General features: G+C 68.1%; 12 protein-coding genes. 7 read left to right on the plus strand and 5 right to left on the minus strand.

Going from position 1 to position 14,711, the window contains the following annotated elements; translation table 11 throughout:
* Window positions 1–110: 110 nt before the first annotated feature.
* The 5 genes from RBB84_RS16475 (at window position 111) to RBB84_RS16495 (ending at window position 5,585) form a co-directional block, all read left to right on the plus strand.
* Window positions 111–1,619, plus strand: coding sequence for an adenylate/guanylate cyclase domain-containing protein (locus RBB84_RS16475; protein ID WP_019290866.1), 1,509 nt, complete (start codon window positions 111–113; stop codon window positions 1,617–1,619).
* 84 nt (window positions 1,620–1,703) lie between these two features.
* The gene (locus RBB84_RS16480) at window positions 1,704–2,825 is read left to right on the plus strand and encodes a YbhN family protein (protein ID WP_228044692.1); all 1,122 of its coding nucleotides are present in this window, start codon (window positions 1,704–1,706) and stop codon (window positions 2,823–2,825) included.
* A gap of 89 nt (window positions 2,826–2,914) precedes the next feature.
* On the plus strand, window positions 2,915–3,469 hold the full coding sequence (locus tag RBB84_RS16485) for a YceI family protein (protein ID WP_019290865.1): 555 nt from the start codon (window positions 2,915–2,917) through the stop codon (window positions 3,467–3,469).
* Window positions 3,470–3,602: 133 nt separating this feature from the next.
* On the plus strand, window positions 3,603–3,983 hold the full coding sequence (locus tag RBB84_RS16490; protein WP_006552707.1) for a DUF3054 domain-containing protein: 381 nt from the start codon (window positions 3,603–3,605) through the stop codon (window positions 3,981–3,983).
* 129 nt (window positions 3,984–4,112) lie between these two features.
* The gene (locus RBB84_RS16495) at window positions 4,113–5,585 is read left to right on the plus strand and encodes a peptide MFS transporter (protein WP_033096407.1); all 1,473 of its coding nucleotides are present in this window, start codon (window positions 4,113–4,115) and stop codon (window positions 5,583–5,585) included.
* 21 nt (window positions 5,586–5,606) lie between these two features.
* On the opposite strand, the gene RBB84_RS16500 is transcribed toward RBB84_RS16495, so the two are convergent.
* From RBB84_RS16500 to RBB84_RS16510, 3 genes are all read right to left on the minus strand, one after another.
* Window positions 5,607–6,344, minus strand: a complete 738-nt coding sequence (locus tag RBB84_RS16500; RefSeq protein ID WP_006552709.1) for a sulfite exporter TauE/SafE family protein — start codon at window positions 6,342–6,344, stop codon at window positions 5,607–5,609.
* Window positions 6,345–6,418: 74 nt separating this feature from the next.
* The gene (locus tag RBB84_RS16505) at window positions 6,419–8,098 is read right to left on the minus strand and encodes an NTF2-like N-terminal transpeptidase domain-containing protein (protein ID WP_024102066.1); all 1,680 of its coding nucleotides are present in this window, start codon (window positions 8,096–8,098) and stop codon (window positions 6,419–6,421) included.
* Window positions 8,099–8,176: 78 nt separating this feature from the next.
* Complete coding sequence (locus RBB84_RS16510) at window positions 8,177–9,946, minus strand: penicillin-binding transpeptidase domain-containing protein (RefSeq protein ID WP_064256131.1); 1,770 nt, start codon at window positions 9,944–9,946, stop codon at window positions 8,177–8,179.
* Between the two features lie 193 nt (window positions 9,947–10,139).
* On the opposite strand from RBB84_RS16510, the gene RBB84_RS16515 reads away from it, so the two are divergent.
* Together RBB84_RS16515 and RBB84_RS16520 are read left to right on the plus strand one after the other, a co-directional pair.
* The gene (locus tag RBB84_RS16515; protein WP_064256130.1) at window positions 10,140–11,675 is read left to right on the plus strand and encodes an ATP-binding cassette domain-containing protein; all 1,536 of its coding nucleotides are present in this window, start codon (window positions 10,140–10,142) and stop codon (window positions 11,673–11,675) included.
* A 22-nt stretch (window positions 11,676–11,697) separates the two neighbouring features.
* Window positions 11,698–12,510, plus strand: a complete 813-nt coding sequence (locus RBB84_RS16520) for an alpha/beta hydrolase (protein ID WP_064060499.1) — start codon at window positions 11,698–11,700, stop codon at window positions 12,508–12,510.
* A gap of 16 nt (window positions 12,511–12,526) precedes the next feature.
* On the opposite strand, the gene RBB84_RS16525 is transcribed toward RBB84_RS16520, so the two are convergent.
* Together RBB84_RS16525 and RBB84_RS16530 are read right to left on the minus strand one after the other, a co-directional pair.
* Window positions 12,527–13,279 carry a hypothetical protein gene (locus RBB84_RS16525; protein ID WP_019290857.1) on the minus strand — a complete coding sequence of 251 codons (753 nt, stop codon included), beginning with the start codon at window positions 13,277–13,279 and terminating at the stop codon, window positions 12,527–12,529.
* A 166-nt stretch (window positions 13,280–13,445) separates the two neighbouring features.
* The gene (locus tag RBB84_RS16530) at window positions 13,446–14,672 is read right to left on the minus strand and encodes an acyl-CoA dehydrogenase family protein (protein WP_064256129.1); all 1,227 of its coding nucleotides are present in this window, start codon (window positions 14,670–14,672) and stop codon (window positions 13,446–13,448) included.
* Window positions 14,673–14,711: the final 39 nt, after the last annotated feature.

Genomic DNA, 14,711 nt, shown 5'->3' on the forward strand with positions numbered 1-14,711 from the left:
AACAGTGACCGCCCCATCCTGTGACCGTCCGCACAGTGGTTTGATTTGAAGTCGTGCTGAGGTCGTACCGAGCTGTCGCCGCCACCTTGCGGAGTCGTTGGCCGCTCTACATGGTCTCCATGGGCGCGTCGAACCTGTTCGGTGCGATGCTCGTGTTCGCCTTCGTCCGGTACGGCATCCCCATCGCCGAGACCGACGCCATCATCGCGGATCGGGTCCGCAACTTCGCGGTCTTCGCGGTGTACCTGGTCTTCGCCGGCATCGTGAGCCTCGGCGCCGCAGCGATCACGCTGCGCTCTGTCGTCCGGTGGCAGCTCCGCGGCGGCCCGCCCACCCGGGCCGAACAGATGGCGGCCCTGCACGCCCCGCTGCGACAGGCGATCGTGCACCTCGGTCTGTGGTTGCTCGGCGGCGTGCTCTTCGTCTTCCTCACCGCCGAGGAGATGCCGTCGCTCGCGGTGGCGGTCTCGGTCACCGTCGCGATGGCCGCGACCAGCACCTTCGGTTTCACCTACATGCTCGGTGAACGCATCCTGCGGCCGGTCGCCGCGCGGGCGCTGAGCGAGGGGAACTTCGACCGGACGATGGCTCCCGGCGTCGGCACGCGCCTGGCCATGACCTGGGGCCTGGGCACGCTCATGCCGGTCGCCGGGATCGTGCTGCTGTGCGTGACGCAGTTGAGCGCCAACACCGACTTCGACGCCGACGCGCTCGCCCTGTCCGTGCTCGCCCTCGCGGTGACGTCGATCGGTCTCGCGCTCGTGTTGTCGCTGCTGACGTCGGCGCAGATCTCCGACCCGATCAAGCAGTTGCGCTGGGCGATCGAACGCGTGCAGCGCGGCGCCTCGGGAGTGCAGGTCGAGGTGTTCGACGGCAGTGAGATCGGACGCCTACAGGTCGGCTTCAACCGCATGATGGCCGAGTCCGACGAACGCCGGCGTCTGCGGGAGTTGTTCGGTCAGCACGTCGGTGAGGACGTCGCGCGCCGGGCCCTGCAGTACGGCACCGAGCTCGGTGGTGAGACGCGCTACGTCGCGGTGCTGTTCGTCGACATGGTGGGTTCGACGGCGACGGCCGCCGAGCGCCCACCGAGCGAGGTCGTCGAACTGCTCAACGAGTTCTTCCGTGTCGTCGTCGAGGTGGTCGACCATCATCACGGCTTCGTCAACAAGTTCATGGGCGACGCGGCATTGGTGATCTTCGGCGCTCCCCTCGACCGGCCGGACGCCCCCACGGCGGCGCTCGCGGCGGCCCGCGAACTGCGTTTCGCTCTGGACGAGATCACCGGACTCGATGTCGGGATCGGCGTGTCGGCGGGACTCGCGGTGGCCGGCAACATCGGCGCGGCGGAGCGCTTCGAGTACACGGTGATCGGCGACCCGGTCAACGAGGCCTCGCGCCTGACCGAGCTGGCGAAACTGCGTCCGAGTAGGGTTCTCGCGTCGTCGAGCGCGTTGTACTTCGCGGACGACGAGGAGCGCAGCCACTGGGAACTCGGCGACGAGGTGCAGCTTCGCGGCCGGCGGCGGATGACCCATCTCGCATGGCCGGTTCGCTATCCCGGAGCCCCCGGAGAAGCGAACGGGACGGACGAATCGAACACTTCGACGGACGAGTGACGGTCCGTCCCGCGACACCCGCGAACGACGCGGAACGGCCACAGCGCCCTCTTCGTGACCCGAGGGTCGGTTACGGTGAACAGCGTGGCGCAGCCGCACGACGATCCTCCATGCCCCGACGCCACGCCGCGTCGGGGCTCGTTCCGGTGGATCAAGTGGGTGTCGGCGATCGCCCTCGTGGCTCTGCTGACGGTCGAGGCGATCTACCTGTGGCCGACGATGAGCGACTCGTGGCGCGCGGTCACGGAGATGCACTGGGGCTGGTTCGCGGCGGCCGTGCTGGCGCAGATGATCTCCCTCAGCGGCTTCGCGGGAGTGCAGCAGCGACTGCTCCGCGCCGGCGGGGTGCGCGTCGGGCACTGGCGTTCGGCGTCGGTGATCTACGGCAGCACGGCGATGGCGGTGACCCTGCCCGCAGGTCCGGTCTTCTCCACGGCCTTCACCTACAAGCAGACCCGCAAGTGGGGTGCGACCCCCGTGGTCGCCTCGTGGCAACTCGCGGTTTCCGGCGTCATCGCGGCCGTGACCCTGGCGTCGGTGGGCATGATCGGTGCGTTCGCGGTCGGCAGCCGGATCAGCCCCGTCACTCTCGTGTTGTCGCTCGCGGGCGCGATCGCGTTGATTTTCGGCCTGCGGTACGTCGCGAAGAACCCCACGTCGATCGAGGCGGCGGGCACGTGGGTGCTCCGTCGGGTCAACCGCATCACGAGGAAGCCGAGGGACACCGGCTTCGACGTCTTCGAACGCACCCTCGCGCAGCTCGAGTCCGTCGAACTCGCGCGTCGCGACGGTGTGGCCGCGGTGGCGTGGTCGGCCGTGCACCGTGCAGCCGATGTCGCGTGCCTCGGACTGGCGTGCTGGGCTGTCGGCGGCTCCCCGTCGGTGGCGGGGTTGTTCATCGCGTTCGCGGCGGCGAAGGCCGTGGGCAGCGTGCCGCTCGCACCGGGCGGCCTCGGATTCGTGGACGGCACCCTCATCGCGACGCTCACCGCTGCCGGGCTGAGCGCGTCGCAGTCGCTGGCAGCGGTCTTCGTGTATCGGATGGTGAGCTTCGCGTTCGTGGCCCTGGCGGGCTGGGCCACCGTCGCCGCGATGTACCGGGGCAACGGACCCGACGAGATCGATCCGATCGCCGAGCGCGCAGAACACGAGCGCAGCGCCCTGGAGCGGCGGCGTCGTCCGGTCGAGAATCCCGAGCCGGCGTGATCCACCTCACGATGTAGTTGCGCATGCAACTATTTGGTGGCATGGTTGTCGACAAGCAGTTGAAAGTTTGACCATCGAGGAGGACCACCATGACTACCGCCACCACCACCTTCCCCGGCCTGACCACCGGCACCTGGGCCATCGATCCCGTCCACTCGAACGTGGGCTTCACCGTCCGGCACCTCGTCGTCAGCAAGGTTCGCGGCACCTTCGAGAACTTCTCCGGCGCCATCACCGTCGCCGAGGACGGCACCGCATCGGTGAACGCCGAGATCGACGTCAAGTCGATCAACACCAAGAACGCCGACCGCGACGCGCACATCCGCTCCGCCGACTTCTTCGACGCCGAGCAGTTCCCCGTCGCCACCTTCACCTCGACCGACGTGCGTGCCGACGGTGATAACTACATCGTCACGGGCGACTTCACGCTCCACGGCGTCACCCGCCCGGTCGACCTGAAGCTCGAGTTCAACGGCGTCAACCCCGGCATGGGCCAGGGCCCGGTCGCCGGCTTCGAGGCCACCACCGTCATCAACCGCAAGGATTTCGGCATCAGCATCGAAATGCCGCTCGAAGGCGGCGGAGCCGTCGTCGGCGACAAGATCACCATCACCCTCGAGATCGAGGCCGGCCTGCAGGCCTGACCCCTCTCGCACAGACAGCGCCCCTGCTCCGGCAGGGGCGCTGCCGCGTTCCACCGCTCTACCGGTCCGGATCGTGCTCGAGAGCACGCGCCGGAGATTCCGACGCGCCCCGCGCCGCCGCTACTCTGGACCCGTGAAGAAGTACATCCCGGCGTTGGCGATCGACGTCGTTCTCGTCGTCGTATTCGCCGTGCTCGGTCGTTCCAGTCACGACGAAGTGCTCGATCTCGTGGGGCTCGCAGGAACGGCGTGGCCGTTCCTCGGCGGCCTCACCGTCGGATGGTTCTTCACCGCGTGGCTCTACCGCGACAAGTTCGACGCCTTCGCGGCCGTTCCCACCGGACTGCTCGTGTGGGTGAGCACCCTCGTCGTGGGGATGCTGCTGCGGGCCGTCACCGGTCAGGGCACCGCAACCGCCTTCATCATCGTCGCGACGATCTTCTTGGGCCTGTTCCTGGTGGGCTGGCGCGTGGTCGTCGGACTGCTCCAGCACCGCAAGGTCGACGCTCACTGACCTCGCCGAGGTCGACCAGTACCGACCCTCCGGTCGCAGCTCTCGCACTCGCACGCGAAGTGTGATCTGCGACCGCGGGATACGCGAATTTTTCGCGCTCGCGCCCCGTGCGGTGGAACAGTGGAGATCATGTCCACGCTGGAACCACCTACTCTGACCGGGTCGCGATCCGACCATCGGTTCTTCGGTCAGCCACTACCCCTGGCCAACCTGTTCGGTGTCGAGATGTGGGAGCGATTCTCCTTCTACGGCATGCAGGGCATCCTGATCTACTACCTGTACTACTCGGCATCCGAGGGCGGGCTGGGGATCAGCCAGGGGGCTGCGACCTCCATCGTCGGCGCCTACGGCGGCACGGTCTACCTGTCGACGATTCTCGGGGCGTGGATCGCCGACCGGCTGCTGGGTTCCGAACGGACCCTGTTCTACAGCGCCGTGCTCATCATGTTCGGCCACATCGCGCTCGCGGTGCTGCCCGGTTTCGTCGGGGTGGGTATCGGCCTGGTGCTGGTCGCGTTCGGTAGCGGTGGCCTGAAGGCCACGGCGACGTCGATCGTCGGCGATCTCTACGACGAGCAGGACCCGCGACGCGACGCCGGTTTCTCCATCTTCTACATGGGCGTGAACATCGGCGCGCTCGTCGGCCCGCTGCTCACCGGCTTCCTACAGACGCGTTACGGCTTCCACTGGGGCTTCGGTCTCGCCGCGGTCGGCATGTTCCTCGGCCTGCTGCAGTACACGATCTACCGCAAGCATCTCGGCGACATCGGCAAGGTGCCACCCCATCCGCTTCCCGCCGAGACGCGCACGAAAGCCGCCGGGATCGGTCTGGTCGCCGTGGTCCTCATCGCGGTCGCCGCGCTGACCGGCCTCGTCACGACGAGCAACATGTCCGACATCGTCGTCGCCCTGACCATCATCGCGACGATCACCTACTTCGTCCTCATGCTGTCGAGCAAGCAGATCACGCCGGTCGAGCGCAGCCGGGTGCTGTCGTTCATCCCGATGTTCATCGCGAGCGCGGTGTTCTGGTCGCTCTTCCAGCAACAGTTCACGATGGTCGCCGTCTACGCCGACACACGCCTGGACCGTAATCTGTTCGGGTGGGAGTTCCCGCCGTCCTGGGTGCAGTCGATCAACCCGGTCTTCATCATCCTGTTCGCGGGTGTCTTCGCCGCCGTGTGGACCAAACTCGGACCGCGTCAGCCCTCGTCGCCCATCAAGTTCGCCGCAGGCACGATCATCATGGGCATCGCCTTCCTGTGCTTCATCCCCATGGCCGGTGGCGGCCCCAACAGCGCTCCGCTGCTCGGACTGGTCTTCATCCTGCTGCTGTTCACCTTCGCCGAGCTGTTCCTGTCCCCCGTCGGACTGTCGCTGTCGACGAAGCTCGCGCCGAAGAACTTCCACACGCAGATGGTCGCGTTGTTCTACCTGTCCGTCGCATGCGGTACGGCCATGGCCGGCACCCTCGCGGGGTTCTACGACGAGAACAACGAGGTGCCGTACTACCTGTGGATCGGCGGAGCGTCGATCGCAGTGGGCATCGTGCTGGCCCTCTTCGCGCCGCACATCAAGAAGCTCATGCACGGCGTGCAGTAGCACCACTGCACAGGACGCTGCTCAGCGGAGAGCGAGCCATACCGCCAACCCGAACCCTGCGAGCGCGACACCCACGCGCAGCAGGTTCGGGGGTATGCGCCGCACGAGCGGCGGACCGCAGTAGCCACCCGCGAACGCGCCGACGGCCATGGCGGCCGCCGCACCCCAGTGCACGGGTCCGAAGACTGCGAACCCGATCGCCGCGACCAGGTTGGCGACGCCGAGCAGGTAGCTCTTGAGGATGCTCGCGCGCCAAATCTGCTCGGACGTGCAGATAAGCACCAGCGCGTAGAAGACGACGCCGGCGCCGGCACCGAAGTATCCGCCGTAGACCGCGACGACGAAGACCGCCACGGAGAACACCCGCGGCAGGTCGCGACCGCCGGCCAGGGTGCGGATGCGTGGTTGGAGCAGCAGCGCGAGAGCGGCGAGCGCGACGAAACCCGGAACGATCGCCTCGAACGAGTCGGGCGGCGCGACGAGCAGGACAGCCGCGCCGACCACGCCGCCGAGCGCGGCGTAGAGCGTCCACCACCACACGCGGGGGCCGGTGTCGACGACCTCCCGCGCCGAATTGGTCAGCGCCCCGACACCCACACCGACCATCGCGACGGTGTTGGTGACGTTCGCCGCGACCGGCGGGAGGCCGACGGCGAGCAACGCCGGATACGAGACGATCGACGCCAGGCCGGTGACGAACCCGACGACACCCGCGAAGAATCCGGCAACCACGAGCAGTGCCAGGTCGAGGACGGTCACGGTCGCTCAACGTACCTGTACGCCGCGGACCGGCCTCCGGCGGATCAGCGCACCATGGACCGGCCTCCGGCCGATCACTCCCCGAGCAGGGGTTCTCCGAGCTTGCGCAGGAAGGTGTCGGCCATCTTGATCGCGCGGTCGCCGCCGTCGGCATCGGCGACGAAGACCGCGAAGGCCAGGTCGCCGCCGGTGTAGCCGAAGAACCAGCGGTCCTCACCGCTCGCCGCGGCGATACCCGCGAGACCGGCGTGTCCGCGGAGGAAGGACGCCGGACCGTTCTGCACGTTGTCGATCATCATGCCGCGCAGGGCGTCGATCACAGAACCGGGCAGCGCCTCGGGGGCGTCGTGGACGACCGTCTCCTGGCCCTGCACGATCGTCGGGGCAGCGACGCTGCCCCGTGCGACCGAGGCGGCCAGCACCGCGGCGCCGAGCGGCGTGATCAGGTTCTCGTCGGAATCCGATCCAGCGAACTGGACAACTCCGGAGCGGTTGTGCCCGATCTGCGAGGTCTCGAACTCGAAGCCCGGCACGTCGTAGTCGACGCCGAGGCCGAGGCGACGGGCGGTCGAGGCGACGTCATCGGATCCCACGTCGTTCGGATCGACGCCGCGCTCGAGGCCGGCCGCGAGCCGGACCGGATCGAGAACGCCGCCGGCCGGGTAGAGACCGTGGGTGATGACGGGACCGAGTTCCATGGCCCAGTTGTTGACGTCGGCGGCGAGGATGCCACCGGTCGAGGGCTGGATGGCGACCACCGCGGCCGGGGTACCTGCGGTGACGACCGCTTCCTTCGCGGCGAGCTGCACCTGGGAGTCGACGGTCGCCTGCAGGTCCGGAGGCGGCGGGCCCTGGAAGCCCGCCACCTGGATCGGGCCCTCCTCGGGATCCTCGAGGGTGACCGCCCAGCCTGCCGTCCGGTCGCGTTCGAGCTGCCAGGCCGAGCGCAGCGAGTCGAGCAGCGGCGTGGAGATCCGCCGATCGGCGCTGATCAGGGTGGGTGTCGTGAGCACCTCGACCCCGGGGATCGACACGATGCCGCCCTCGAGGAACTGGTAGTCCTGGTCGCGGAGCTTGACCGCGGTGATCCGGTTTCCGGGGTTCTCCGCCATCCGCTCCTGCATCAGCTGGGCGGTGATGACGGGTGCGACCGGCTCGAGAACCGCCGCGAGACGAGTGGTGGTGTCGACGGGGTCGGGCATCGCCGCCGGGTCGAGCACCACGGCGTTGATGGTCTGTTCCTCCATGAGGAGGCGGCCCGTGCGGTCGAAGATCTTCGGCGGCGCGGCGTCGGTGCGCACGTGGTGGACGGTGCGTCCGCCGGACAGGTCGGGGACGACGACCTCCGGGTCCCAGGACACACGCCAGCCGACGGCGAGCTTCCGCACCGAACCGGTGACCTGATACGACCAGTCCTTGCCCTCACCGAAATTCCAGCCGGCGGAGAGCGTGAAGTATCCCGAGTCGTCGTTGAGTTCGACCAGCTGGGTGACGTCGTAGTCGACGGTGCCGTCGGACAGACCGTCGTACATCTGCGAGATCGTTTCCTCCGCCGCGTTCGGGTAGGAGGTCAGGGCCGCCGCTGCGCCCGCATCACGATCGTCGAGGGCGGCAACGAAGTCGTCGACGAGGCGTTGCGCCTCGCTTCGAGAATCCGAGAACACAACCGTCGTCAGAGCGACGACAGCCACGACGAGGCACACGGCCAGCGCGACGATGCGCCCCCGCTTCCCCCGCCAATCACGAAATCTCATATGTAACAACCTTCACTTCAGTCACACGAGATACCAGCACGCGTTGTGCACGAACACATCACAATTGCGCCACGCGTCCTACCCCCTCAGCCATCGCCCCGCCGCCTCGACGGCAGGGGCGGAGCCGTCCGCCCCCGACACGAACACCGCAAAGGCAAGATTATCCTGTGATCCGATAAACCAGCCGTGCGCCCCGACGTTGTCACCGTACTCCGCCGTCCCCGTCTTCCCCGCCAGATCGGGAATGTCGCGCAACGTGCCGGCTGTACCCTCGATCACAGTCTCGCGCATCATCTCTCGCAGTGCCGTCAGCACGTTCCCGGGCATCGGTTCGGCCTCCCGATCCGCGGTCGCCGGCCGCCCCTCCACGATCGTCGGAACCGGCGTGCGGCCGTTCGCCGCCGAGGCTGCGACCAGCGCCATCCCGAACGGCGACGCCGTCACCCGACCTTGTCCGATCGCTGCCTCCACGCGGGCAGCATCGGTGTCTGCAACCGGCACGTTACCCGTGACCGTGACGAGACCGGGCGTGACGTAATCGATGCCGAGACCGAAGCGTTCCGCGGTGGCGCGCAGGGCGTCGGGCGGCAGGTCCAGAGCGAGCTGCCCCATGGTCGTATTGCACGAGAACGCGAACGCGGTGTGCAGCGGCACGGGGCCGAGATCGAAGTTCTCGTCGTTCGGGATCGTTCGGGAGCCGACCGAGGCGACGCCCGGGCACGGCAGCACGGTGTCGGGTTCGGCGAGCCCGGCATCGAGCGCCGCCGCCGTCGTCACCACCTTGAACGTCGACCCCGGCGGATAGAGGCCGGTCGCGGCGATCGGCCCCTCGGCGTCGGCCGCGTCGTTCTGGGCCATCGTGCGGATCGCGCCCGTCGAGGGTTCGATCCCGACGATCACCGCGGGCGCGTCGAAACCCGCGAGGACCTCCTCGGCCCGTCGCTGCAGGTCGAGGTCGATCGTGCTGGTCAGGTCGGGTGCCTCCGGTCCGGCTTCGCCGGCGACCTGGCTCGTCGTGCCGTCCGCCGCGACCCGCCGGATCACCCAGCCGGCCGAGGCGTCCTGCCCCTCCTGCCACAGTTCGGCGAGGCCGGACCACACGGGCGAGGCGAGGTCGCGCTCGGTGGTGAGCAGACGGGTCTGCGGCACGAGCGTCACGCCGGGCAGCACGGCGAGGCGATCCTCGATCGGTGCGAGGTCCTCCTCACGCAGCGTGATCACTCCCGCAGCGCCGCCGGCGGCCACCGCGACCTGCTCGGCGAGACTCTCCGCCGTGATCGTCGGGACGACCGTGGCCAGCACGGGAGCGACCGCGGCGGGATCGGCGGTGGCATCCAGGTTCACGACGGTGACGACCTGCTCCCCCATGAGCGGCCGCCCGGCCCGGTCGAAGATCGTCGGCGGGGCGCCGACGGTGGTCAGATACTCCAGCGACGCGCCGCCCGCCAGTTCCGGTGACAGCACCGTGGGGTCCCAGCGGACCCGCCACGCGTCGGCCTCGGGGTCCTCCGTCGCGCTGCCGGTGGTGCGGTACGACCAGTCGCGGCCCTCCCCGAAGTTCCACGTCACGTCGAGGTCGAAGGTGTCGCCGTCGCCCGTCCCCGCGACACTCACGGTCGGGTCGTCGTGGCCGAGGCCGGCGAAGAGGACATCGATCGCGGACTCCGCGGCCACCGGATCGGTGGTCAGCGCTGCCGCTCCGGAGACGTCGCCGGCGTCGAGGGCGGCAGCGAACTCTTCCGCGATCGTCTCGGGCTGATCGGGGCCGAGGGCACACGCCGACAGCGACAGCACCGTGGCTGTCGCGACTCCCATACCGATCAGTCGGATCCACACGGTCCCGATCATGCCTGCATTTTCGAGCCCGTGCCTGTTATCGCAGGTAGGAGTCGGGGTGAAATATTCGGTTGCATCCCGGACGGTGCGGGCTCACCATGGTGTTCGCATCCCGTACCCGTCGATCGGAGAAGTCCGTTGCTCCTGTGAGAGGTCCCGTCCCCCGCGCACTCGCGCACTCGACCCTCACCCTTCGGGAGCCATCATGTCTTCATCCGGTATCACGCTGTCCGCACTCTCCTACGCCCATCCGGACGGCACCATCGCCGTGCAGGATCTCGACGCCGTCGTCCCGGCGGGGCGGATCGGCCTGGTGGGACGCAACGGAAGTGGGAAGACCACCCTGCTCCGGTTGATCGCGGGTGAACTCCGCCCGACCTCCGGTTCGTCGACGGTGCGGGGACGGGTCGCCTACCTCCCTCAGGACGTGACCCTCGATCCGACGGTGCCGGTCGATTCCGTCCTCGGCATCGGCGATATCCGAAAGTCCCTGCGCCGCATCGAATCAGGATCGTTCGACGATCGGGACTTCGAGGTCGTAGCCGATCGGTGGGACATCGAGGACCGCGCTCTTGCGCTCATGCATCGCGTCGGCCTCGACCGGATCCTGCACGGCGTCGGGGATTTCGACCGCACCGTCGGTCAGCTCTCCGGCGGGGAGACGGTGCTGCTCGCCTTCACCGCACGCCTGCTCGACGAGCCGGACGCGCTGTTGCTCGACGAGCCGACGAACAATCTCGACGCCGACGGACGTGCGCGCCTGCAGGATGCGCTCGACCGGTTCCCCGGCACGGTGCTCGTCGCCGGGCACGACCGGGAACTGCTCGACCGCATGGACTCGATCGCCGAACTGCGCAACGGGGCTCTGCGCCTGTTCGGCGGCGGATTCGGCGAGTACGAACGGATCGTCGCGGAGGAGCAGGAGGCGGCACGGGCCGCAGTGCGGGACGCCCGTAACGACGTGCGGCGCCAGGCACGCGAATTGGCGGCGGCGCACGTCACGCTCGCCCGGCGGCAACGCTACGGGCAGAAGATGTACGAGCAGAAGCGCGAACCCAAGATCGTCATGGGCGCGCGCAAACGGCAGGCGCAGGAATCCGCCGGGCGATTCCGCCGTGAGCACGAGGAGGATCTGACCACTGCACGGGAGAACCTCGATCGCGCGAAGGACGCCGTGCGCGACGATCCGGAGATCCGCATCGACCTGCCCGGAACCGCGGTTCCACCCGGCCGGCGTGTGGCGGACGCACCGCTCGAGATCGTCGGGCCGGAACGGATCGCGCTGCGCGGCCCCAACGGGTCGGGGAAGACGACCCTGCTGCACCGCATCGTCGAGGCGGAACCCCACGTTCCCTTCGCGTTGCTCCCGCAGCGGCTCGACATCTTCGACGACGATCGTTCGGTCGCGGAGAACGCCGAGGATCGTGCACCGCACCTGACTCCGCAGCAGGTGCGGGCACGTCTGGCGCGCTTCCTGTTCCGCGGCCGGCACGCCGAGGTCGCCGTGGGGGCACTGTCGGGTGGGGAACGACTGCGGGCCGCGCTCGCGATCGTGCTCGCGGCCGATCCCGCTCCGCAGTTGTTGCTGCTGGACGAGCCCACCAACAACCTCGACCTGGCCGGTCTCGCGCACCTGACCCAGGCCCTGCGTGCCTACAGCGGTGCGCTCGTGGTGGTCTCGCACGACGAACGATTCCTGGAGGAAGTGGAGGTGGATCGGTCGGTCGAGCTCGGGCGGTGAGCCGTTCGGCGATACTGCTGGGATGAGCCACGCGACGAATCCCGCCGACGGCACCCGGATCCGGTTCACCACGGCAGGTCCCGAGGGGGCACCGGTCGTGCTGCTGGTCCACGGCAGTGCCCTGTCGTCGGCGGTGTGGCGGGCCTTCGGCTACGTGAAGGCACTCAGCGGGGATTTCCGGCTGGTCATGCCCGACCTGCGTGGGCACGGCCGCAGCGACACCCCTCACGACGAGGACGCCTACGCGATGGACGCGATCGTCGGGGACCTGCTGGCCGTCCTGGATGCGGCCGGGGTCGACCGGGTGCACTACGTCGGCTATTCGTTCGGCGCCCGTGCGGGACTCGCGCTCGCCGTCGACGCTCCGGACAGACTGTCGAGTCTGACGCTGCTCGGCGGGAGCGCACGCCCCCAGGCGGGATCGATGGACGCGATGTTCTTCCCCGGCACCGTCGACGTGCTCGAGCGCGAGGGCATGGACGGTTTCGTCCGTGCCTGGGAGGAGCGGCGTCGCACGCCGGTCGATCCCGCGACGCGCTCGGCCTTCCTGAAGAACGACGCGCAGGCTCTCGCCGCCTATTTCCGCCGGTCGGATCGGGAACCGGGGATCGACGACGAGATGCTCGCCGACATCGACGTGCCCGTGCTCGCCGTCGTCGGGTCGGACGATCGCCTGCGCGTGGAGGACACCCGCGCGTTGTCGCGCACCGTCCCCGGTGCGCGACTCGCGATCCTGCGCGGGGTGGACCATGCCGAGACGGTCTCGGCCGCGCTGCCTGCGGTCGAGACCTTTCTCTCGGCACGCGCCGGTCGGAAACCGACCGACACGCTCTGATGCTCAGGCCGGGCGCTCAGGCCGGGACGACGACCTGTTCCCGCGGTGTCATCGCCGGCACCGGCCGGGACTGCTGCGCCCTCCGGTGCGGTGCGACCGCGGCCTTCTCCTGCGCAACACGGGCCACCGCCTGCTGCCGGCCGGCTCCGGATGCCTCCGCGAGCAGCGCCGACACCGACCGCTTCATGACCTCGACGGCTTCGGGCACCGGCAAACGCAGTACGTCCCGCAGCGACACCCAGGTGGGCCAGGTCGTCGACACACCCAGCAGGTTCTCGATGTGGGTGCGGACGGTGCCGTCGACGCCCTCGAACTGGTCGGAGAACAACGCCCTGATCTCGTATCGCGCCCGGTCGAGATAACGCACGCGGTTGCGCTGCAACTCGCGCGAGAACGGCACGCGGATCTCGGACGACCGTGCGAACGGCGCGATGTATTCGAGCATCTCCGCCCGCTGCCTGCAGTAGGCGTCGATCCGCTCCTCGAGCGGCAGCGACGGATCGATCGGCTCGTAGGCGTCGACCTGGCGCCGCATCAGCTCGGCGCCGGTGACGGCGAACAATGTCTCGAGGTCGCCGAAGTGTCCCCACAACGATCGCAGGGACACCCCGGCCCGCGAGGCGATCTGCGCCCCTGTGGGTTTGAGCTCTCCCGCCCTGATGAGCGCGATATGAGCCTCTATGACGGCCTGCCGGGTGCGCTCTGCGCGAGCGCTCCTGCCGTCCGTCGTGACCGACGGCTTTTCGCCGTCCCTTCGTTCCGCGTACATCGCTCCCCCGATTTCCGCTCGGACTCCCCTCCGGACCGGTCGCTCCCCTCGTCGGCGACCGGCATAACTTTTCTCATGGCGAACAATAGTCGACACAGTGGGGGAATTGTCATCCCCCCTCCGAAAATTGTCCTTTTTGCTAATTTCGAGCGGTCGTATTCAGGGCTTACTGTGCGAGCAATCCCTTCGCGATATGTGTTACTTGAATTTCGTTACTACCGGCGTAGATCATCAACGATTTCGCATCACGCGCGAGTTGTTCGACGCGAAATTCGGCCATGTATCCGTTTCCTCCGAACAGCTGCACGGCCTCCATCGCCACCTCGGTCGCAGCCCGCGACGAGTACAGCTTCATCGCCGACGCCTCCGACAGGCTCACCGGCTTCCCCGCCTGCGTGCGTTCGATCGCGCTGAAGACCATGTTGCGGACGTTCACCCGCGCGATCTCCATCTCGGCGAGCTTGAGCTGGATCAACTGGAACTGTGCGATCTCCTTGCCCCACAACTTCCGCGACTTCGCGTACTCGGTGCACAGCTTCAGACACTGCTCGATGATGCCCAGGGCCAGATAGGCGATGCCGATACGTTCGGTGGCGAAGGATTCGCGCGCGCTGTCCTTGCCGTCGCTGCGACCGCCGTCCTCGGTCTCACCCAGCAGCCGGTCGCGGGTCAGGCGCACGTTGTCGAAGAACAGCTCGCCCGTCGGCGAGGAGTTCATGCCCATCTTCTTGAAGGGCGGGCTCTGGGTGAGCCCTTCCATGCCCTTGTCCAGCACGAATGCGAGCACCTTGCGGTCGCGGCGATCCACCGAGGAGTCGCCCTCGTCGAGCTTCGCGTACACGATGATCACGTCGGCGTACGGACCGTTGGTGATGAAGGTCTTCTGGCCGTTGAGGACGTAGTCCTCCCCGTCGCGGCGCACCGTCGTCTTCATCCCGCCGAAGGCGTCCGAACCCGAATCGGGTTCGGTGATCGCCCACGCTCCGACCTTCTCGAAGGTCACCAACTCGGGCAGCCATCGCTTCTTCTGCGCGAGGGTGCCGCGGCTGCGGATCGTGCCCGCGGTCAGGCCCAGGCTGACGCCCAGCGAGGCGATGAGCCCGAGGCTCACCCCGGCGATCTCGATGTTGAGCAACGCCGCCATCCCCGGCGACCCGCCGGTACCACCGGACGACCCCGAAGGCTTCTCTCCGCGTTCCTCTTTCGCGAGGGCGCGTTCGAGCGACTCACGGGCCATCTCGTCGATGCCGAAAGTCGCGTACAACTTCCGGATGATGTCGTACGGCGGCAGTTCTCCCGATTCGAGACTGTCGACGTGCGGGCGGATTTCCTTCTCGATGAAACCGCGAAGCGCATCGCGGAACATGAGGTCTGTGCCGGACCACTCGTACATGACGCAAATATAGAACGGGTTTCACTTTTTGCCCAGGCT

The sequence above is a fragment of the Rhodococcus sp. D-6 genome (assembly GCF_040256695.1).
GTDB lineage: Bacteria > Actinomycetota > Actinomycetes > Mycobacteriales > Mycobacteriaceae > Rhodococcus > Rhodococcus pyridinivorans.

Excerpts from the sequence above, each read along its gene's own strand:
- RBB84_RS16510 (WP_064256131.1), bottom strand. The coding sequence starts at position 9,946 with ATGATCGGGACCGTGTGGATCCGACTGATCGGTATGGGAGTCGCGACA.
- RBB84_RS16475 (WP_019290866.1), top strand. The coding sequence starts at position 111 with ATGGTCTCCATGGGCGCGTCGAACCTGTTCGGTGCGATGCTCGTGTTC.
- RBB84_RS16495 (WP_033096407.1), top strand. The coding sequence starts at position 4,113 with ATGTCCACGCTGGAACCACCTACTCTGACCGGGTCGCGATCCGACCAT.
- RBB84_RS16515 (WP_064256130.1), top strand. The coding sequence starts at position 10,140 with ATGTCTTCATCCGGTATCACGCTGTCCGCACTCTCCTACGCCCATCCG.
- RBB84_RS16530 (WP_064256129.1), bottom strand. The coding sequence starts at position 14,672 with ATGTACGAGTGGTCCGGCACAGACCTCATGTTCCGCGATGCGCTTCGC.
- RBB84_RS16520 (WP_064060499.1), top strand. The coding sequence starts at position 11,698 with ATGAGCCACGCGACGAATCCCGCCGACGGCACCCGGATCCGGTTCACC.
- RBB84_RS16485 (WP_019290865.1), top strand. The coding sequence starts at position 2,915 with ATGACTACCGCCACCACCACCTTCCCCGGCCTGACCACCGGCACCTGG.
- RBB84_RS16505 (WP_024102066.1), bottom strand. The coding sequence starts at position 8,098 with ATGAGATTTCGTGATTGGCGGGGGAAGCGGGGGCGCATCGTCGCGCTG.
- RBB84_RS16525 (WP_019290857.1), bottom strand. The coding sequence starts at position 13,279 with ATGTACGCGGAACGAAGGGACGGCGAAAAGCCGTCGGTCACGACGGAC.